The 18,464-nt window shown below is 70.9% G+C and carries 18 protein-coding genes; 9 read left to right on the top strand and 9 right to left on the bottom strand.

The window, feature by feature from the left end; translation table 11 throughout:
* Positions 1 to 2 precede the first annotated feature (2 nt).
* Positions 3 to 1,295 (top strand): S53 family peptidase, encoded by a 1,293-nt coding sequence (locus tag OG570_RS18265; RefSeq protein ID WP_326944338.1) that lies wholly within the window; start codon positions 3 to 5, stop codon positions 1,293 to 1,295.
* A gap of 128 nt (positions 1,296 to 1,423) precedes the next feature.
* Positions 1,424 to 2,098, top strand: a complete 675-nt coding sequence (locus tag OG570_RS18260; RefSeq protein WP_326957882.1) for a Pr6Pr family membrane protein — start codon at positions 1,424 to 1,426, stop codon at positions 2,096 to 2,098.
* 15 nt (positions 2,099 to 2,113) lie between these two features.
* Here OG570_RS18260 and OG570_RS18255 read toward each other — a convergent pair whose 3' ends face one another.
* Positions 2,114 to 3,328: an NADH:flavin oxidoreductase/NADH oxidase family protein gene (locus tag OG570_RS18255; RefSeq protein WP_326957880.1), complete on the bottom strand. Its 1,215-nt coding sequence runs from the start codon at positions 3,326 to 3,328 to the stop codon at positions 2,114 to 2,116.
* Positions 3,329 to 3,430: 102 nt separating this feature from the next.
* Here OG570_RS18255 and OG570_RS18250 point away from each other — a divergent pair, with 102 nt between their 5' ends.
* The gene (locus OG570_RS18250) at positions 3,431 to 4,054 is read left to right on the top strand and encodes an MBL fold metallo-hydrolase (protein ID WP_326957877.1); all 624 of its coding nucleotides are present in this window, start codon (positions 3,431 to 3,433) and stop codon (positions 4,052 to 4,054) included.
* 88 nt (positions 4,055 to 4,142) lie between these two features.
* Here OG570_RS18250 and OG570_RS18245 read toward each other — a convergent pair whose 3' ends face one another.
* Positions 4,143 to 4,610 (bottom strand): DUF309 domain-containing protein, encoded by a 468-nt coding sequence (locus OG570_RS18245; RefSeq protein WP_326957875.1) that lies wholly within the window; start codon positions 4,608 to 4,610, stop codon positions 4,143 to 4,145.
* A gap of 67 nt (positions 4,611 to 4,677) precedes the next feature.
* Here OG570_RS18245 and OG570_RS18240 point away from each other — a divergent pair, with 67 nt between their 5' ends.
* Positions 4,678 to 6,117 (top strand): GuaB1 family IMP dehydrogenase-related protein, encoded by a 1,440-nt coding sequence (locus OG570_RS18240; RefSeq protein WP_326957873.1) that lies wholly within the window; start codon positions 4,678 to 4,680, stop codon positions 6,115 to 6,117.
* 64 nt (positions 6,118 to 6,181) lie between these two features.
* Here the strand turns inward: OG570_RS18240 and OG570_RS18235 are convergent, their stop codons facing one another.
* Positions 6,182 to 7,474 carry a PhoH family protein gene (locus OG570_RS18235; RefSeq protein ID WP_247057643.1) on the bottom strand — a complete coding sequence of 431 codons (1,293 nt, stop codon included), beginning with the start codon at positions 7,472 to 7,474 and terminating at the stop codon, positions 6,182 to 6,184.
* A 722-nt stretch (positions 7,475 to 8,196) separates the two neighbouring features.
* Here OG570_RS18235 and OG570_RS18230 point away from each other — a divergent pair.
* The gene (locus OG570_RS18230) at positions 8,197 to 8,448 is read left to right on the top strand and encodes a hypothetical protein (protein WP_326957871.1); all 252 of its coding nucleotides are present in this window, start codon (positions 8,197 to 8,199) and stop codon (positions 8,446 to 8,448) included.
* A 60-nt stretch (positions 8,449 to 8,508) separates the two neighbouring features.
* Here the strand turns inward: OG570_RS18230 and OG570_RS18225 are convergent, their stop codons facing one another.
* Positions 8,509 to 9,285 (bottom strand): isoprenyl transferase, encoded by a 777-nt coding sequence (locus OG570_RS18225; RefSeq protein WP_256475555.1) that lies wholly within the window; start codon positions 9,283 to 9,285, stop codon positions 8,509 to 8,511.
* Positions 9,286 to 9,398: 113 nt separating this feature from the next.
* On the opposite strand from OG570_RS18225, the gene trhA reads away from it, so the two are divergent.
* On the top strand, positions 9,399 to 10,040 hold the full coding sequence (gene trhA / locus OG570_RS18220; protein ID WP_371827657.1) for a PAQR family membrane homeostasis protein TrhA: 642 nt from the start codon (positions 9,399 to 9,401) through the stop codon (positions 10,038 to 10,040).
* 56 nt (positions 10,041 to 10,096) lie between these two features.
* Here trhA and OG570_RS18215 read toward each other — a convergent pair whose 3' ends face one another.
* Positions 10,097 to 10,570 (bottom strand): carboxymuconolactone decarboxylase family protein, encoded by a 474-nt coding sequence (locus OG570_RS18215; protein WP_326960066.1) that lies wholly within the window; start codon positions 10,568 to 10,570, stop codon positions 10,097 to 10,099.
* Between the two features lie 71 nt (positions 10,571 to 10,641).
* Positions 10,642 to 10,860 carry a hypothetical protein gene (locus OG570_RS18210; RefSeq protein WP_247057662.1) on the bottom strand — a complete coding sequence of 73 codons (219 nt, stop codon included), beginning with the start codon at positions 10,858 to 10,860 and terminating at the stop codon, positions 10,642 to 10,644.
* A gap of 238 nt (positions 10,861 to 11,098) precedes the next feature.
* On the opposite strand from OG570_RS18210, the gene OG570_RS18205 reads away from it, so the two are divergent.
* The gene (locus OG570_RS18205; protein WP_326957868.1) at positions 11,099 to 11,980 is read left to right on the top strand and encodes a PRC and DUF2382 domain-containing protein; all 882 of its coding nucleotides are present in this window, start codon (positions 11,099 to 11,101) and stop codon (positions 11,978 to 11,980) included.
* 117 nt (positions 11,981 to 12,097) lie between these two features.
* Here OG570_RS18205 and OG570_RS18200 read toward each other — a convergent pair whose 3' ends face one another.
* The gene (locus OG570_RS18200; protein ID WP_326957866.1) at positions 12,098 to 13,987 is read right to left on the bottom strand and encodes an acyl-CoA dehydrogenase family protein; all 1,890 of its coding nucleotides are present in this window, start codon (positions 13,985 to 13,987) and stop codon (positions 12,098 to 12,100) included.
* 151 nt (positions 13,988 to 14,138) lie between these two features.
* Here OG570_RS18200 and OG570_RS18195 point away from each other — a divergent pair, with 151 nt between their 5' ends.
* Together OG570_RS18195 and OG570_RS18190 are read left to right on the top strand one after the other, a co-directional pair.
* Positions 14,139 to 15,284: a DUF6745 domain-containing protein gene (locus OG570_RS18195; RefSeq protein ID WP_326957863.1), complete on the top strand. Its 1,146-nt coding sequence runs from the start codon at positions 14,139 to 14,141 to the stop codon at positions 15,282 to 15,284.
* Between the two features lie 20 nt (positions 15,285 to 15,304).
* Positions 15,305 to 15,727, top strand: a complete 423-nt coding sequence (locus OG570_RS18190) for a hypothetical protein (protein ID WP_247057671.1) — start codon at positions 15,305 to 15,307, stop codon at positions 15,725 to 15,727.
* Positions 15,728 to 15,803: 76 nt separating this feature from the next.
* Here the strand turns inward: OG570_RS18190 and OG570_RS18185 are convergent, their stop codons facing one another.
* Both OG570_RS18185 and OG570_RS18180 read right to left on the bottom strand, forming a co-directional pair.
* The gene (locus OG570_RS18185) at positions 15,804 to 16,364 is read right to left on the bottom strand and encodes a hypothetical protein (RefSeq protein ID WP_326957860.1); all 561 of its coding nucleotides are present in this window, start codon (positions 16,362 to 16,364) and stop codon (positions 15,804 to 15,806) included.
* 112 nt (positions 16,365 to 16,476) lie between these two features.
* Positions 16,477 to 18,456 (bottom strand): thioredoxin domain-containing protein, encoded by a 1,980-nt coding sequence (locus tag OG570_RS18180; RefSeq protein ID WP_326957858.1) that lies wholly within the window; start codon positions 18,454 to 18,456, stop codon positions 16,477 to 16,479.
* Positions 18,457 to 18,464 lie beyond the last annotated feature (8 nt).

Here is an 18,464-nt window from a genome sequence, read left to right as displayed (position 1 = left end):
GCATGAGACTGCGCGCTGCCGCCGGCTTGCTCGCGAGCACGACCCTGCTCGTGACCGCGTTCGCCGCACCCGCCGGTGCGACGCCCGTGCCGAGCACGCCGGACGCCGGGCACCAGCCGTCGAAGCACCACTTCTCGGCGGCCGCGCAGTCGTTCGTCGGCGCGGACACCGTGCAGAAGCGTGTCGCGAAGCTGGAAGCCGCGATGTCGACGTTGCCGAAGGAGAGCACCGCCTACAACGCGACGAAGCTCTGGAACCAGGGCATCACCGGCGCGGGCAGCACCGTCACGACGCTGGTGTCGTTCGGCGACGACCAGGTCAAGCAGGTGCTCGACACCTACTCGAAGAACCACGGCCTGCCGCCGGCGAACGTCGAGATCCTGCAGCCGTCCGGTCCGGTGCCGGCGTGCACCGACCCCGGCGTCGACACCGCGACCTGCCAGGGCTGGGGCGGCGAGACCGACCTCGACGTCACGATGATGCACGCCTTGGCGCCGAACGCGAAGATCATCGTCGCGGCCACCCCGGTCGCCGAGACGCAGGGCTTCACCGGCCTGCCCGAGATGATGCACGCGGTCGACTACCTGACCGAGCACAAGCTGACCGACGTCATCTCGATGAGCTTCGGCACGACCGAGGAGAACTTCCCGTCGTTCGACTCGATCAAGACGCTCGACCCGGCGCTGGAGCGCGCGAGCAAGGCCGGCATCACGATGGTCGCCTCCTCCGGTGACGACGGCCCGACCGGCGGCTACCTCTACGGCCCGGGCAACTACCCGTACCGCGTCGCGAGCTGGCCGGCGTCCGACCCGCGCGTCACGACGCTCGGCGGCACCCAGCTGCACCTCGACACGACCGGCGCCCGCACCAAGCCGGATGACGTCGTGAACGTCGCCGACAACGGCTTCTCCGAAGGTGCCGGCCTCTCCAAGACGTACGCGCGGCCGAACTGGCAGGACGGCGTCAAGAAGATCACCGGCAGCAAGATGCGCTCGTTCCCGGACATCAGCATGGAAGGCGTGTTCGGCACGTCGCAGTCCGCGCCGCTGTTCGCCGGCGTGCTCGCACTGGCCGTGCAGGCCAAGGGCGGCAAGCTCGGCCAGATCAACCCGGCGCTGTACACGAAGCTGGGCCCGGCCGGCACGAAGGCGGGCATCATCGACGTGACCGAAGGCGACAACAGCCAGGACGGCGTCACCGGCTTCACCGCGGCGAAGGGCTTCGACGTCGCCAGCGGCTGGGGCACGGTCGACGCATCGGTCTTCGTTCCCGCGCTGGTCAAGGCGCTGAAGTAAGCCACCGGGCGCGCCCCGGACGCACACCGCCCGGGGCGCGCTCGGGTTCAACGACAGCAGCCGAGCACGACACGATCGAGTGGTCCACAAAGGATCCACCGGCGGTTACCAGCCGGTATCCTCCGAGGATGCACGGCTCGAAGCTCACGCGCGTCTCGTTCGCGGTCATCGCCGTGGTCGCGCTGACCGGCCTGGTCAGCCAGGTGATCGCCACCGCGGGCGACACCACCGGGCAGTACCGCACCGCGGGCGCGCGGATCGCGAACATGTTCTGCTTCTTCACGATCGACTCGAACCTGCTGGTCGCCGTGACCTCGCTGCTGGTCGCGCTGGGCGCCGCCCGCGTCACCGGGCCGTTCCGCGTGTTCTGGCTCGACGCGCTCGCCGGCATCATCGTGACCGGCGTCGTCTACCAGGTCGCCCTCTCCGGCCTGTACGAGCTGAACGGGCTCTCGCTGTTCGCCGACACCATGCTGCACAAGGTGACGCCGATCCTGTTCGTGCTCGGCTGGCTCCTCGCCGGCCCGCGCGGCGCGCTGACCTGGCCCACTGTGTGGTGGTCGCTGATCTACCCGGCGGCGTGGCTCGCGTTCACGCTGGTGCGCGGCGCGTTCACCGGCTTCTACCCGTACCCGTTCGTCGACGCGGACGCGCTCGGCTACGGCCGCGTGACGCTCAACTGCGTCGTCATCGGGGTCCTCTTCACCGCGCTCGCGGCGGGGTTGTTCCTGGCCGACCGGGCGTTCCACCGCCGCGCGCTCCACCGGGCCGCGACCGCCGAGCCGCAGCCCGAAGTCGTCTGAGCCAGGCCCAGTCGGCTAGCCGCGGACGCGGCGGAACGCGTTGAGCCCGTCGGTGACCCCGGCCTGCACGAGCGTCAGCGCCGCACCCCGCCGGTCGACCGGCCGCCCGGACGCGATCCGGTGCATCTGCCGGGTGTGCCACTGGATCTCCAGCAGGCTGTCGGCCAGCCGGATGCCGGTCTTCGGGCAGCGCCGCTGCGCCTCGACGTCCTCGCCGGCCAGCAACCGCGCGGGCAGCCCGGGGTCGACGACGAGCGGCCGGCCGAGGCCGATGACGTCGAGTTCGCCGGAGCCGAGCGCGTCGGCCATCCCGCCGGGCGTGGTGAAACCGCCGGTGACCATCAGCGCGACGTCGGAGACGTTGCGCGCCTTCGCCGCGTAGTCCAGGAAGTACGCTTCGCGCGCTTGAGTGCTCGCCCGGCCCGAGCCCATCATCACGGCCTTCTCGTACGTGCCGCCGGAGACTTCCAGCAGATCCAGCCCGGCTTCGCCGAGCGCGTGGACGACCTCGAGCGACTCGTCCTCGGTGAAGCCACCGCGCTGGAAGTCGGCGCTGTTGAGCTTGACCGACACCGGGACGTCGTCCCCGACGGCGTCCCGCACGCGCCGCACGACCTCGAGCAGGAACCGCCGTCGACCGGCGGCGTCACCGCCCCACGCGTCGGTCCGCCGGTTGGTCAGCGGCGAGAGGAACTGGGAGACGAGGTAGCCGTGCGCGCCGTGGATCTGCACGCCCGCGAAGCCCGCGTCGACGAACGTGCGGGCCGCGACGCCGAAGCGTTCGATGATCGCTTCGATCTCTTCGCCGGTCAGGGCGCGCGGAGCGGCGAAGGCGGTACGCACGCCTCGATCGCCGAAGGGCACGGCGGACGGCGCGACCGGCTGCCGTGACAAGTAGCGCGGGCTCTGCCGGCCCGGGTGATTCAGCTGCACCCAGAGCTGCGTGCCGGTGCCCTCGACCGACCGCGCCCACGGCCGGTAGACGTCGGGGTCGGGGCTCAGCGCGACGTTGCGCGGCTCGCCCAGCGCGCTCGGGTCGACCATGACGTTGCCGGTGATCAACGCGCCGGCGCCGCCGCGGGCCCAGGTCCGGTACAGCTCGGCCAGCTCGCGGGTCGGGGCGTTGCGCCGGTCGCCGAGCTGCTCGCTGAGCGCCGACTTGACCAGCCGGTTGGGCAGCACGGCGCCGCAGCGCAGCTTGAGCGGCTCGGCCAGCAGGTCGTGGGTCATCGCGTGCTCCCCTCGTAGCGTACTTACCGGCGGTAACCTTACCCGAAAGTAGATACCGCCGGTATGCCATCGACGCGGCGACAGCCCACTAGGGTCTGCCGCATGACCGCGATCGTGCAGAACCTGGTGACCTCCGGCGTCTTCGAGCTCGACGGAGGCAGCTGGGACGTCGACAACAACGTGTGGATCGTGGGCGACGACGCGGAGGTGATCGTGATCGACGCCGCGCACGACGCGAAGGCGATCGAGAACGTCGTCGGCGACCGGAAACTGGTCGCGATCGTCTGCACGCACGCGCACAACGACCACGTCAACGCCGCCCCGGCGCTCGCCGAAGCCACCGGCGCGCCGATCCTGCTGCACCCGGCGGACCGGGTCGTCTGGGACCTCACGCACCCGGACCGCACACCGGACGGCGAGCTCGCCGACGGCCAGACGATCACCATCGCGGGCACGGACCTGCGCGTCATCCACACGCCGGGCCACGCACCGGGCGCGGTCTGCCTGTACGCCGAAGAGCTGGGCGTCCTGTTCACCGGCGACACCCTGTTCCACGGCGGCCCGGGAGCCACCGGACGGTCCTATTCGGACTACCCGACCATCGTGAAGTCCATCCGCGAGAAGCTGTTCACCCTCCCGGACGCCACCAAGGTCCACACGGGCCACGGCGAGGGCACGAAGCTCGGCGCGGAGAAGTCCGCTTCGAGCGGCTGGGAACAGCCCTGAGAAGCGGCGGCACTTTCACGTGAAAGTGCCGCCTCAGGAAGTGTGCTTCCGGGCGACGAGGTGGCCGAGCGCGTGGCTCCCAGGGCGGTCAGCACGTCAGCCGCGGCGGGACGGGCTCCACCCGGACCCGCTGCTTCGCCTCTGCCACCAGGTCCCGCGCCCACTGCTGCAGCCCCGCGACGTCGATCCCGTGCGGTGGTTCGCTCCGGAACGGCTCGATGTTCGCCGCGCCGCGCTCCAGCAGCGATGCCGCTCCGGACGTGTTGCCGCGTGCCGCGTGTGTCAGGCCGACCGCCAGTTGCGCGAGGCCGCGCCACAGCTCGCGGTCCGGGCCGTCCGAGGTCTTCCAGGCGTCCTCGAAGACCTCGTGCGCGTGGAACGGCTTGCCGTCGTCGAGCAGGTGCTGGGCTTCCGCAAGCGTTTGCGCCGGGGTCCGGACGATGCCCTCCGGCTGCCGCTCGACGCCGTCGGCGCCGTACGGCAGCGGGCGGCCGAGGCCGTCGCGCGGCCGTGCGTTGCGTGCTCGCCCCTCGGCGTCCCGGTCGCGGCGGCTCATGCCCCGATCCTCCCACGCACCCGGCCGCGTTCGCCGTCTCCCGCCGAGCCACGTAGCCTGGGGACTCGTGCGTTTCCTCGACGGCCACCGGCCCGCCCACGACCTGACCTACGACGACGTGTTCCTGTTGCCGAACCGTTCGGACGTGGAGTCCCGCTTCGACGTCGACCTGTCCACCGCGGACGGCACCGGCGCCACCATCCCGATCGTCGTGGCGAACATGACCGCCGTCGCCGGCCGCCGGATGGCCGAGACCGTCGCCCGCCGCGGCGGGCTGGTGGTGCTGCCCCAGGACGTCGACAGCGCGGCCGTCGCCGACATCGTCGGCTGGGTCAAGAGCCGCCACACCGTCTGGGACACGCCCCTGGTGCTGACCGGCGGTGACGCCGTCGCCGACGCCCTCAACCTGGTCCACAAGCGCTCCCACGGCGCCGTCGTGGTCGTCGACGGCGAAGGCCGCCCGACCGGCATCGTGACCGAAGCGGCGTGCGCGAACGTCGACCGCTTCGCGCGGCTCGCCGACGTCGCGCAGCCGCCGACCGCCGTCGTCCCGCTGGACACGCCGCCGCGGCACGTCTTCGAGCTGCTGCACGCCCAGGGCGCCCACCTGGCGCTGGGCCTGGACGCCGACGGCCGGCTCGCGGGCGTGCTGACCGCGGTCGGCGCGCTGCGCGCCGACATCTACACCCCGGCGGTCGACGACGGCGGCAGGCTGCGCGTCGCGGCCGCCGTCGGGGTCAACGGCGACGTCGCGGCGAAGGCCGCGGCCGTGCTGGAGGCGGGTGTCGACGTGCTGGTCGTCGACACCGCGCACGGCCACCAGGAGAAGATGATCGCCGCGCTGAAGGCCGTCCGGTCGGTGTCGCCGCAGGTCCCGGTGGTCGCCGGGAACGTCGTCACGGCCGAGGGCACGCGTGACCTGATCCAGGCCGGAGCGGACGTCGTCAAGGTCGGTGTCGGGCCGGGCGCGATGTGCACGACCCGGATGATGACCGGCGTCGGCCGCCCGCAGTTCTCCGCCGTCGCCGAGTGCGCGGCCGCCGCGCGCGAGCTGGGCAAGCACGTCTGGGCCGACGGCGGCGTCCGCCACCCGCGCGACGTCGCGCTGGCGCTGGCCGCGGGCGCGTCCGCGGCGATGGTCGGCTCGTGGTTCGCCGGCACCTACGAATCCCCCGGCGACCTGCGGTTCGACGAGCAGGGCCGGCCCTACAAGGAGTCGTTCGGCATGGCGTCGAAGCGCGCGGTGGGCGCGCGGACCCGCACGGACGGCTCGTTCGACCGCGCACGCAAGGCGCTGTTCGAGGAGGGCATCTCGTCGTCGCGGATGTCCCTCGACCCGGCGCGCCCGAGCGTCGAGGACCTGCTGGACTCGATCGGCTCCGGCGTCCGGTCCTCGTGCACCTACGCGGGCGCGCGCACCCTGGAGCAGTTCCACGAGCGCGCGGTACTGGGCGTCCAGTCGGCGGCCGGCTTCGCGGAGGGCCGCCCGCTCCCCTCGGGCTGGTAAACGCCGTGAAGGCCTCCTTACCGGCCAGAAGAGCCGGTAAGGAGGCCTTCACGGACCTTCAAGCTCAGCCGTGGTCCTCCAGCATCTCGGTGACCAGGGCGGCGATCGGCGAGCGCTCCGAGCGCGTCAGCGTGACGTGCGCGAAGAGCGGGTGGCCCTTGAGCTTCTCGATCACCGCCGAGACGCCGTCGTGCCGCCCGACCCGCAGGTTGTCGCGCTGGGCGACGTCGTGGGTGAGCACCACGCGCGACGCCGTGCCGAGGCGGGAGAGCACCGTCAGCAGGACGTTGCGCTCCAGTGACTGCGCCTCGTCGACGATGACGAACGCGTCGTGCAGCGAGCGGCCGCGGATGTGCGTCAGCGGCAGCACCTCGAGCATGCCGCGGTCGAACACCTCGTCCAGGACTTCCTGGCTGACCAGCGCGCCGAGGGTGTCGAACACCGCCTGCGCCCAGGGCTGCATCTTCTCGCTCTCGGAACCGGGCAGGTAGCCGAGGTCCTGGCCGCCGACCGCGTAGACCGGCCGGAACACCACGACCTTGCGGTGCTGCCGGCGTTCCATCACGGCTTCGAGCCCGGCGCACAGCGCGAGCGCCGACTTGCCGGTGCCGGCGCGGCCGCCGAGGGAGACGATGCCGACGTCGGCGTCGAGCAGCAGGTCGAGTGCGATGCGCTGCTCGGCGCTGCGGCCGTGCAGGCCGAACGCCTCGCGGTCGCCCCGGACCAGCCGGATGCGCTTGTCGGCCGTGATCCGCCCGAGCCCGCTGGAGCTGCCCGCGAGCAGCCGCAGCCCGGTGTGGCAGGGCAGCTCGGCGAGCTCGTCCAGGCCGTACTCGACCGGGTCGACGGTGCCGCCGCTGAAGAGCGTGTCCAGCACCTCGTGCTCGACGTCCACGTCCGCCATGCCCGTCCAGCCCGACGGCGTGACGTCCTGCGCGCGGTACTCGTCCGCTTCGAGGCCGACGGCCCCGGCCTTGACCCGCAGCGGGATGTCCTTGGTCACCAGCGTGACCGCCGGGAACTCCGCCGCCAGGTTGAGCGCGCAGGCGAGGATCCGGTGGTCGTTGGAGTCCGTCCGGAACCCGATCGGGAGCACCGTCGGGTCCGAGTGGTTCAGCTCCACCTGCAGCGTGCCGCCGTGGTCCCCGATGGGGAGCGGCGCGTCGAGCCTGCCGTGCTGCCGGCGCAGGTCGTCGAGCATGCGCAGGGATTCCCGGGCGAACCAGCCCAGCTCCGGGTGGTGGCGCTTCGCCTCCAGTTCACTGATGACGACCAGCGGAAGCACGACTGCGTGTTCGGCGAACCGGGTCACCGCCCACGGGTCCGAAAGGAGGACCGACGTGTCGAGCACGTACATGTGCTGCTGGGTTTGTGGCGAGGTCGAGGCTTTCTCCGGGCCAGGAACGGCACCGGTCGAAGAACGGCCAGAGGCCTTACGGGGTAAACGCTGCGCAGTCACGACGGCATCTCCCTCGAGGGCGTGTGCACCTCACGCCCGCACTCGCTGGGCCGGGCACCTCCCTGGCTGGACCACTCCGCCTGACGAGCTGTCAGGCGGCGCGGCCACGAGGGCCGGGTGCCGGCCCCCTCGTGCGTCTCGTGGGCGGCTGTGCCGCCCCCTCGATCACCGTCACGACCAGGGCCTCCCGCGAGGACCCGCACGGATCGCGTGCCCTCAACTCGGAAGGTACCTACGAATCGGTGATCGCGCAGGAAGCCAACCCGGTGATTCGCCAGATCGTCACCTCACTGTCGGTCGTCCGACATCAACGCCGGGTGACGGTGGCTCTGAGTAGTCGCCGTCTCGATCGATACCCACCCGCCCGAATGATCTTGGTCAATTCACTGACTCGGCGTATTTACAAGATCGGCTTCGGGGTTCTACCACGTTCGGTTGAGGAATGCATTTTGCGTAGCGAAGAGAGAACCGTACCGAGTGAAAGGCCCTGCATCGGGCTCACACAATGGGCGTACAAGACGTACGAGAAGCCCGATAAGCGAGTAATTTTTTGACTGCGGGACACACCACCGGTCCGCCGGTGCCCCGGATCCCAACAGTTCTACCTAGGAGTGTGCGAAGTGCTGAAGAAGGCTGGTTTCGTGGCCGCCACCGCTGCGGGCCTCATGATGATCGGCAGCACCGCGTTCGCCGCCACGACGAACGACCACGGCTACACCCCGGACCCGTCGTTCGGCGACGCCTACGCCACGTTCATCGAGGGTGGTGGCGCGCTCGGCTACGGCGCGGCGTCCCTGGTCGCCGGTGCCTACGCCGGTGTGCTGACCTCGCCGGCGCTGGTGCTGCACTCGCTGGAGCACCACCACCACTGAGTCAGGTCGCGCGCAAGGCCCCGGAGTCCACTCCGGGGCTTTTCGCCGTTTCCGAGGTGCTCAGGAACCGAACCGGCGGTGCCGCCAGGCGTAGTCGCGGATCGCCCGCAGGAAGTCGACCCGGCGGAATGCCGGCCAATAAGCTTCGGTGAACCAGAATTCCGAATGCGCGGACTGCCAGAGCAGGAATCCGGAAAGGCGTTGTTCTCCGGAAGTGCGGATGATGAGATCCGGATCCGGCTGCCCCGAGGTGTAGAGGTGCTCGGAGATGTGGTCGACGTCGAGGATCTTCGCCAGCTCGTGAATGCTGGTGCCCTCGTCGGCGTGGTGGAGCAGCAGCTTGCGCACGGCGTCCGCGATTTCCTGGCGCCCGCCGTAACCGACCGCGACGTTGACCTCCATGCCGGTGCGCCCTTCGGTGCGGGCGGCGGCTTCGCTGAGTCGCTTGGCGACTTCGGCGGGTAGCAGGTCGAGCGCCCCGACGATCCGGAGCCGCCACTGCGTGCCCGGCGCGGCGAGCTCGTCGGTGACGTCGGTGATGATCTTCAGCAGCGGTGTGAGCTCGTCCGGGTCGCGGTTGAGGTTGTCGGTCGAGAGCAGCCACATGGTGACGACCTCGACGTCGGCCTCGTGGCACCAGCTCAGGAAGTCCGCGATCTTCTTCGCGCCGGCCCGATGGCCGTCCGCGACGTCCGCGAAGCCCGCTTCACGCGCCCACCGGCGGTTGCCGTCGAGCATGATGGCGATGTGCCGGGGATGCCGGCCGCGGGCTTGCTGGATGAGGCGCCTGCCGTAGGCGCTGTACACGACGTCGGACAAGAAGGAGCGAACACTCACGTCGAGGAAGAGTACGCACCCGGTGTGAGGCGTGTGACTTGACCGCTGCCCGGGAACCTACGGTCCCCTAACCTGGTTGAGTGAGTGTGCAGACCGAACCCCCAGAGCCCGTAGTGGACCTGCGCCCCCGACTCCGGGGCCACATCCACTTCTGGACGTTCTTCGGCGCCCTCGCGGCGACGGCCGCGCTGATCACCCTGGCCGCGTCCACAGTGTCCGCGATCGCCACCCTGGCGGTGTCGATCTACGGCCTCACGATCCTGGGCCTGTTCGGCGTGAGCGCGCTGTACCACCGCCGGTTGTGGAGCCCCCGCGCGTACAAGTGGATGAAGCGGGCGGATCACTCGATGATCTTCCTGTTCATCGCGGGCACGTACACCCCGTTCACCCTGCTGGCGATGCCCAAGCCCACGGGCTACGTGGTCCTGTCGATCGTCTGGGGCGGCGCTGTTCTGGGCGTGGCGCTGAAGATGCTGTGGCCGCACGCACCGCGCTGGCTGGGCGTCCCGATCTACATCGCACTGGGCTACGTCGCGGTGTTCGTCTTCCCGGAACTGCTGTCCCACGCGGGAGTCGCGGCGTTGGTGCTGCTGTGCGTGGGCGGGCTGTTCTACACACTGGGAGCGGCGTTCTACGGCTTCAAGTGGCCGAACCACTGGCCGGATACCTTCGGGTACCACGAGTACTTCCACGCGTGCACCGTGCTGGCGGCGATTTGCCACTACATCGCGATCTGGCTGGCCATGTACGCCTAGCCGAGTTCTGACGCACGCGCGGGGAGGGGACTCGCGAGGAGTCCCCTCCCGCGACGTCAGCTCCACATTCCGGGCTCGTAGTCGCCCGCTGGGTTGCGGGTGATCACGTTCAGGCGGTTCCAGGCGTTGATCGTCGCCACCAGGACTATCAGTGCGCCGATCTGCTCGTCGTCGTAGTGCTTGCGGACCTCGGCCCAGGTTTCGTCCGTGACGCCGTGGTGGGTGTCCGCCAGGCGCGTTCCTTCCTCCGCCAGGGCCAGGGCCGCGCGCTCTGCCTCGGTGTAGACCGTTGCCTCGCGCCATGCCGCCACCAGGTTCAGGCGCAACGCCGTCTCGCCCTGGTGTGCCGCGTCCTTCGTGTGCATGTCCAGGCAGACGCCGCAGCCGTTGATCTGGCTGGCTCGGATCTTCACCAGCTCCTGCGTCGCCTTCGGGAGCGTTGACTCCTCTACCGGGCGGGACGCCGCGATCAGGCGCTTGACGAACTTGCCGGCGACCTCGTTCTCGAACATGTTGATGCGCGCTTCCATGGTTTCCCTTTCGCCGTCCGGTTTCAGCAACCTTGACGAAGTGGCGCGCGCGATTGTGACAGTGGTGCCGGTCACACGACCTGCCTCGCCGCCTCCCTCGCGGCCGCCGCTAGCTTGACCAGGAAACGCGCGAACTCCGACTCCTCCGCTCGGTTGCGCGGCGGCGCGAGCGTCACCGTCACCTCGCCGAGCTTCAGCACCACCGCCGGCAGCGGGTGGTCCCAGCCGACGAACTGCATCACGGCGTCCGCGTCGGCCGGGACGCGCCACATCACTTCGCACTCGTCCATGCCCTGTCTTTCCCAGCCGCCCGGGGTTACACACCTTCGCACCAACCCCGGGCCCGCGGATCGTGTCCCGGGCCACGGCCCTGACCTGCGGCGACACCTCGGACTTAGCCCGCGGGCGGTGCTTCAAACCCGCACCTTCGGGGGTCACCCACAGGGACACCACGACGGTTGCCGTGATCAAGGCCACGGCCGACCGTTGCCCCAGACACACTCAACGCGTGGAAGGAGCAGCACAGCGATGGCCAAGACCATGCAGCCCCAGGAGCTCATCGACAGTGCCGTCGTCGACCCGAACGGCCACAAGCTCGGGAAGGTCGGCAACGTCTACCTCGCCGACGCGACGCACCAGCCGGAGTGGATCACGGTGAAGACCGGCCTCTTCGGGACCAAGGAGAGCTTCGTCCCGCTTTCCGGTGCGCACACCGACCAGGATGGCGTGCACGTCCAGGTCGACAAGGACAGCGTCTCCGACGCGCCCCGCATCGACGCCGACGGCCACCTCTCGCCGGAGGAGAGCGCGCAGCTCTACAAGCACTACGGCCTGCCGGTGCCGCGGATGTCGCCCGACGGGCAGATGGACGACCGCGCGGCCCAGGGCAAGGGCACGGGCCGCGAGAAGTCCGGAATGGACAGTGCGGGGACCCGGCAGGCCGCCATGGGCGACGCCGGCCGCGGGCGGTCCGAAATGGACGGCCGGTCCGGGGTGGACGGCCGGGACAAGGCCGGTCGCGACAAGATGGGCCGCGACGACGACCGGACGATGACGCGCTCCGAGGAGCGGCTGAACGTCGGGACCGAGCAGGTCGAGACCGGGCGCGTGCGGCTGCGCAAGTACGTCGTCACCGAAGAGCAGCAGATCACCGTGCCGGTGAGCCACGAAGAGGTGCGCATCGAGCGCGAGCCGATCAAGGACGGCCGCGCCGGGCGGGCCGAGATCGGCGAAGACGAGCAGGACATCATCCTGCACGCCGAAAAGCCGGTCGTGAACAAGGAAACCGTCGCCGTCGAGCGGGCGCGCCTCAAGACCGAGACGGTCACCGAAGACCAGACGGTGTCCGGCAAGGTCCGCAAGGAGCAGTTCGAGGTCACCGACGACAACGGCAAGCACCGCAAGTCGTAACCCTGAGCGGGCGGCCGGCTCCCCGAAGCCGGCCGCCCGGGGTCACTCCGGGAACCGGGGCGGACGCGCATCGCGCGCCGCCCCCTTTTCGTCGGTACCGCAGGTCGGTACCGCAGGTCAGGACGTCAGCATCGGCGCGCGCAGGAACTGCTCCGGGATCGCGAACGCGTCCACCAGCGTCCGGGCGTGCGGCCGCAGCTCCGCGCACAGGCTGTTCACCGCCGCCGTCACGGCCTTTCCGCGGGACGCCGACAGGCGGCCGTGGCCCAGGAACCAGGCCAGGTCCTCCTCGATCGCCGACAGCGCGTACAGGTCGCAGACGCGCTCCAGCACCGAGCGGGCCTCCGGGTCCTCGCAGCGCTCGACGGCCGCGGCGAACGCCGTCAGGATCAGGCGCTCGACGTGCACCCGGCCCGCCCGCAGCACGTGGTCCTGGGCCGCGTTGAACACGCCGAACGGGTCGTCGCCCGCCTTGCGCAGGCGCTTCACCACGCCTTCGACGACGTGCTCTTCGCGGTCCTCGAACAGCCCGAGCTGCCAGTCGCGGCGGAAGAACACGTCCGAATCGGACGCCTCCGTGAGCCGCTCGAACGCCTTGCGGGCGGACGTGCGCTCCAGGACCGTGCTGACCACCTGCTCGGCGAAGAAGCGCGCCGTCGCCAGCGGGCTCAGGTCCTCGAAGTCCTGCTTGAAGCTGGTCAGCAGGCCCTTCGCGACCAGCTGCAGCAGCACCGTGTTGTCGCCCTCGAACGTCGTGAAGACGTCCGTGTCGGCCTTCAGCCCGGCCAGCAGGTTCTCCGAGAGGTAACCCGAGCCGCCGCACGCCTCGCGCGCGGTCTGGATCGTCGCCGTCGCGTGCCAGGTGTTCATGGCCTTCAGCCCCGCGGCTCGGGACTCCAGTTCGCGCTGTTCTTCCTCCGCCGCCGACGAATCGATGTCGTGCAGCTTCGAAACCAGCTCCTCCTGGGCGAAGTGCAGCGCGTACGTCTTCGCCAGCGCGGGCAGCAGTTTCCGCTGGTGCGCCAGGTAGTCGAGGATGACGACCTCGTCGCCGTCCGGTTTCGTGAACTGGTGGCGGACCTCGCCGTAGCGGACGGCCAGCGCCAGTGCGCGTTTCGTCGCGCTGCCCGCGCTGCCGCCGACGCTCACCCGGCCGCGGATCAGCGCGCCCAGCATCGTGAAGAAACGGCGGCTGTCGCTCTCGATCGAGCTCGAGTACACGCCGTCGTCGTCGACGTCGCCGAAGCGGTTCAGCAGGGCCTCACGCGGGATGCGGACGTTGTCGAAGCTCAGCCGGCCGTTGTCGACGCCGTTCAGGCCCGCCTTCGGGCCACAGTCCTCGATGGACACTCCGGGCGCGGGATTGCCGTCCTCGTCCCGGATCGGCACCAGGAACGCGTGCACGCCGCGGGATTCGCCGCCGGTGACCAGCTGCGCGAACACCACCGCCATCCGGCCGTCGCGGGCCGCGTTGCCGATGTACTCCTTCTTGGCCATGGTGTCCGGTGTGTGCACCACGAACCCACCGTCCACAAAGGTCGCCGTGGTCCGCAGGTGCTGGACGTCGGAACCGTGACCGTGCTCGGTCATCGCGAAGCAGCCGAGCAGGTCGAGGGTCATGGTGTCACGCAAGTACTTCGCGTGGTGCCGCTCGGTGCCCAGCAGCTGGACGGCGCCGCCGAACAGTCCCCATTGGACACCGGCCTTCACCATCAGCGACAGGTCGCCGAAACCGAGCATCTCGAACGACGTCACCGAGCCGCCGACGTCACCACCCCCGCCGTAGGCCGGGTCGAAACCCAGCCCGGGCCGGTCGGTCGCGGCGAGCGCGCGCAGCTGGTCGAGCACCTGGGCGCGGTGGGCCTCGATGTCGAGGTCGATCGGGTCACGGAACTCCGAGCCGCTCATCTCGGCGCGCACGCCGCGGCGCAGCTCGGCCCAGCGGCCGTCGAGGACGGCGGTCAGCGCGTCCGGATCCACCTTCGCGGGCACATTGGGCACGTCCACGGCTTCCTCCGAAAAGTACTTGCTACTCGTTAGTAGTCAGCGTGCCCCAGCCGCGCGGATCCCGCAGGTTCAGATCACCCTTGCGTGGTCCACGGAACACCTGCGACCATCGGATCATGTCGATTCGAAAGGGCGTGCGCGCCCTGGTGCGTTGAGCACCCCGCGGCGGGAACCCCGCCGCATCCCCGTCCCGGGCGACGTTTCCCGGGTCCCCGAAATCCGCGATGAGTGGCTGCGCCACGCGCTGAGCACCGAACCCGCCGAGCGCGGGACCGCGGAAGCCGTCATCAGCGAGCTGTACGCGCTGGCCGGGCAGTCGCCACCCGAGTTCGTCCGGGTCAGTTCGCCCGCGGCCGCCGTCGCGCTGATCCCGCCCGCGCAAACGCTTTCGCTCAGCGGTGACCTGCCGGTCGATGCGCGGATCGCGACGCTGGTGACATCCTTGCGCTGGCGGCTCGACCAGCACATCGGGGCCTGGCGAAACCGGTACCGGCAGCCTGATCCGCCACGCGACGGCGCTTCGGTGCGTGAATTCCTCAACAACGGTGTCGCGCCCGCGTTGCGCCGAACGATCCGGGACTCCGTCGCCGGGGCGCTGCGCGGCGAGCTCGCGACGTCGTCCGGCCTGCACTGGTACGGCCAGCAGGACGCCTACTGGGTGGCGCACTACGACCTCCACCAGCGCGTCGACGGCGTGCGGTTCGCCGCCGACGACGTCGCGCAGCTGGAGCTGTGGGCCACGCTCGCCCGGTCCTGCGGCTGGTGGTGGCCTCGCGAAAACGTTTGCGTCGTCGCCGACCGGCCGCTCGTCGCGCGCACCGAGCAGCTGCCGTCGGACTACGGCGAAGCCCGGCTGCACAACGGGAACGGGCCGGCGCTGGCGTTCCCCGACGGCTGGACCGTGCACGCGTGGCACGGGACGCGGGTGCCGCCGTGGGTGATCGACGCGCCCACCGCGGACCGGATCACCGGCGAGCGCAACGTCGAAGTGCGCCGCTGCGCCATCGAGCACGTGGGCTGGACGGCGTTCATCGAGGACGCCGGCCTGCGGCTCCTCGCCCGCGCCGACGATCCCGGCAACCCCGGCTCGGAACTGCTGCTCTACGACGCGTGGCCGGAGCCGTGGCGGACCCCGGCGCGCTTGCTGCTGGCGGTGAACGGCTCCGTCGAGCGCGACGGCACCCGTCGTCGTTACGGACTGCGCGTCCCCGCCGGATTCGACCATCCCCTCGACGCCGCCGGCTGGACGTACGGGCTCAGCGGAGCCCAGTACGCGCAGCTGAGCCGTCGGACCTGAACCCCCCGAAGGTGATCCTTATGTATCTCGCGGAACTGCTCGACCACACCGGACTCGACGTCCTCGGCCACCTCGACCGGCAGGTCGCCGTGCCGGTCATCGACGGCCTGCAAGCCCAGGGCGACCTGATCGTCGTCCCGCAGGAGATGACCGGCGTCGACGCCCGGGGCTGGCGCTCTCTGCCCGACGAAGGCATCGAACTCGTGCGGGGCGAAGACGGCAACAACCCGCACACCCTCGTCGCCGACCACGGCTCGTGCCGGCTGACGACCTGGGTGAGCGACCCCGAAAACCTCGCGATCGCGGTGGTGCGCAACGCCTTGCCGGTGTACCTCGTGCACCCGGAGCACGGCGCGACCGGCATCGCCCCGGGCTGCTGGGTCGTGCGCCGGCAGCGCGAGGCGGGCTTCGGGTTCCGGAAGGCGATCCTGGTCGCCGACTGACGGCGAGTGGCGGGGTGCCGCCGAGGGGGCAGCACCCCGCCACTCGCCGCCGGGGTTGGCGTGTCGCCATCGCCGCTCAGGCCAGGTCCGGGCCCTTCGTGCGCAGGTCGTCGACCTTGGTCATGGCTTCCCGCAGGTCGCCTAGCCAGCTGTCGGCGTGCTCGCCGACCAGGCGCACGGCCCAGGCCAGCGCCTCCGACCGCGAGCGCGCGACACCGGCGTCGACCAGCGTGTCGAGCACCAGGCGTTCCGGCTGCCGGAGCCGGGTCATCACCGGCGCCGAGTGGGTGGTGAACAGCGCGGTCGTGCCGCCGAGCTTGGCGCCCCAGGCGACTTTGCGCTGGTAGCGGTGCTCGGCCTGGCGCGCGATCTCGATGCGCGCGTCGCGCGTCTCCTCGCGGAACCGGCTGATCCGGCCGTCCTCGGCCGCGGCGCGGGCCGCGTCGTCGGCGTGCTCGTCGGTCAGCGCCGGCAGCTCGCCGACCAAGATGATCTCTTCCCGGTCGACCGTGACTTCCGGCGCTCCGGTGAACCAGCCGTCGGGCAGGCGCCCGCCGAACCAGGCCGCCGCGTCGTCCGCCGACGGCACCTCGGCCTGCTGCCAGCCGCGGCCGCCGCCTCTCCAGCCTCGTCCCATGTCGCACCTCCGATTACATGATTACAACGCAACCGACGCTACGCCGGAAACACGCGAACGTGGACGTCGTTCACCCAGAGCGCAAAGCGGCACTTTCACGTGAAAGTGACGGTCAGAGCTGGGCGGCGAGGGCTTCCGGGGTGGTGACCGGGCGGTCGCAGACGTAGCCGCGGCAGACGTACGCCGCCGCGGCGCCCTTGACCAGCGGGCGGTCGGCCAGCAGCGGGACGCCCGGGGCGTCCGGCGCACCCGCCAGCACGATGCCGCCGCCGTGGACGCCGCGGGCCGCCGCGAGGCGCAACGCCGGGTCGGCACCGACCACCGCGACCTGCACCGGACCGGCCTGCATCGCCTCCGCGACCGACAGCCAGTGCCCGGTGAACCGCGGCGCCCGGCCGGCGAGCACCCCGACCCGGCGCACCGCCTGCTCCGCGGCCTCGCGATAACGCGACGCGCTTTCGTGGCCCGCGAGCGCGGACGCCGTCAGCAGCGCGCCGGCCAGCGCCGACGCTCCGGCCGGGCTCGCGTTGTCCCCCGGGTCGGCCGGGCGTTGGACCAGCGTCTCGGCGTCGTCGGCGGTGTCGAAGTACGCGCCCGGGACGTCCGGGGACGCGAAGTGCGTCAGGGCCAGGTCGAGCAGCCGGGTCGCCTCGGTGAGCCACTTCGCCTCGCCCGTGGCCTGGTGCAGGGCCAGAAAACCGTCGGCGACGCAGGCGTAGTCCTCCAGCACGCCCGCCGACTCCCCGACGACGCCGTCGCGCGAGCTGCGGCGCAGGCGGCCGTCGACGACGTGGACGCGCAGCAGCAGCTCGGCCGCGTCGACCGCCCACTGGATCCACTGTGGACGATCGAGCGCGGCGCCCGCCTCGGCCAGCGCCGTGATCACCAGGCCATTCCAGGACGCGATCACCTTGTCGTCCCGGCCCGGCTGCGGCCGCTTCGCGCGCTCGTCGAGGAGCGTGTACCGGATGTCCTCGAACGGCGTGTCCGCGAGCAGGCGCAACGTCGACGCGCCGTCCTCGAAGGTGCCCTCGGGCGTGACGCCGAACAGGTCGGCCGCCACCTTGCCGTCCTCGTCGCCGAGCACCTCGCGCAGCTGCGCCGGCGTCCAGACGTACGTCAGACCTTCGACACCCTCGGTGTCCGCGTCCAGCGACGACGCGAAACCACCCTGAGGTGTCCGCAGTTCCGCGGCGAGGAACTCGGCGGTCCCGGTGGCGACGCGCGATCCGGTCCGCGAGCCGGTGCGGCGGGCGAGGTGGGCGTAGAAGCGCAGCAGCAACGCGTTGTCGTACAACATCTTCTCGAAGTGCGGCACGATCCACTCGGCGTCCACCGAGTACCGCGCGAAGCCGCCGGCGAGCTGGTCGTACAGCCCGCCGCGCGCCATCGCCTCCGCCGTCGAGTCCGCCAGGAACAGCGCGGCCTCGGAGCCGGTGCGCTCGTAGTGGCGCAGCAGGAACTCCAGCACCATCGACGGCGGGAACTTCGGCGCGCGGCCGAACCCGCCGTTGACCGGATCGGCGTCCCCCTGCAGCTTTTCGACGGCGGCCGCGAGCACGGCGTCGTCCACAATGGACTCCTGCAGCGGCCCGGTCTGCTCGGCGATGTGCGCGACGATCTGCTTCGCGCCCTCCAGCAGCTCGTCGGGCCGTTCCCCCCACGCCTCGCTGACGGCGCCGAGCAGCTGCCGGAACGACGGCATGCCCGGCCGCGGCGTCGGCGGGTAGTAGGTGCCGCAGTGGAACGGCTCGCCGTCCGGGGTGAGGAAGCAGGTCATCGGCCAGCCGCCCTGCCCGGTCATCGCCTGCGTGGCGGCCATGTAGACGGCGTCGATGTCCGGCCGCTCCTCGCGGTCGACCTTGATGTTGACGAAGTTCGCGTTCATCACGGCGGCGGTTTCGGCGTCTTCGAACGACTCGTGCGCCATGACGTGGCACCAGTGGCACGCGGCGTAGCCCACGGAAAGCAGGATCGGCACGTTCCGCCGGCGGGCTTCGGCGAGCGCGTCCGCGCCCCACTGCCACCACTCGACCGGGTTCTCCGCGTGCTGGAGCAGGTACGGGCTGGTCGCGCTGGCGAGGCGGTTCATGCCTTCAG

The organism is Amycolatopsis sp. NBC_01286 (assembly GCF_035982555.1).
In the GTDB taxonomy this organism is placed as follows: Bacteria; Actinomycetota; Actinomycetes; order Mycobacteriales; family Pseudonocardiaceae; genus Amycolatopsis.
The sequence above is the reverse complement of the archived record's forward strand: the minus strand, read 5'-3'. Positions and strand labels throughout refer to the sequence as shown.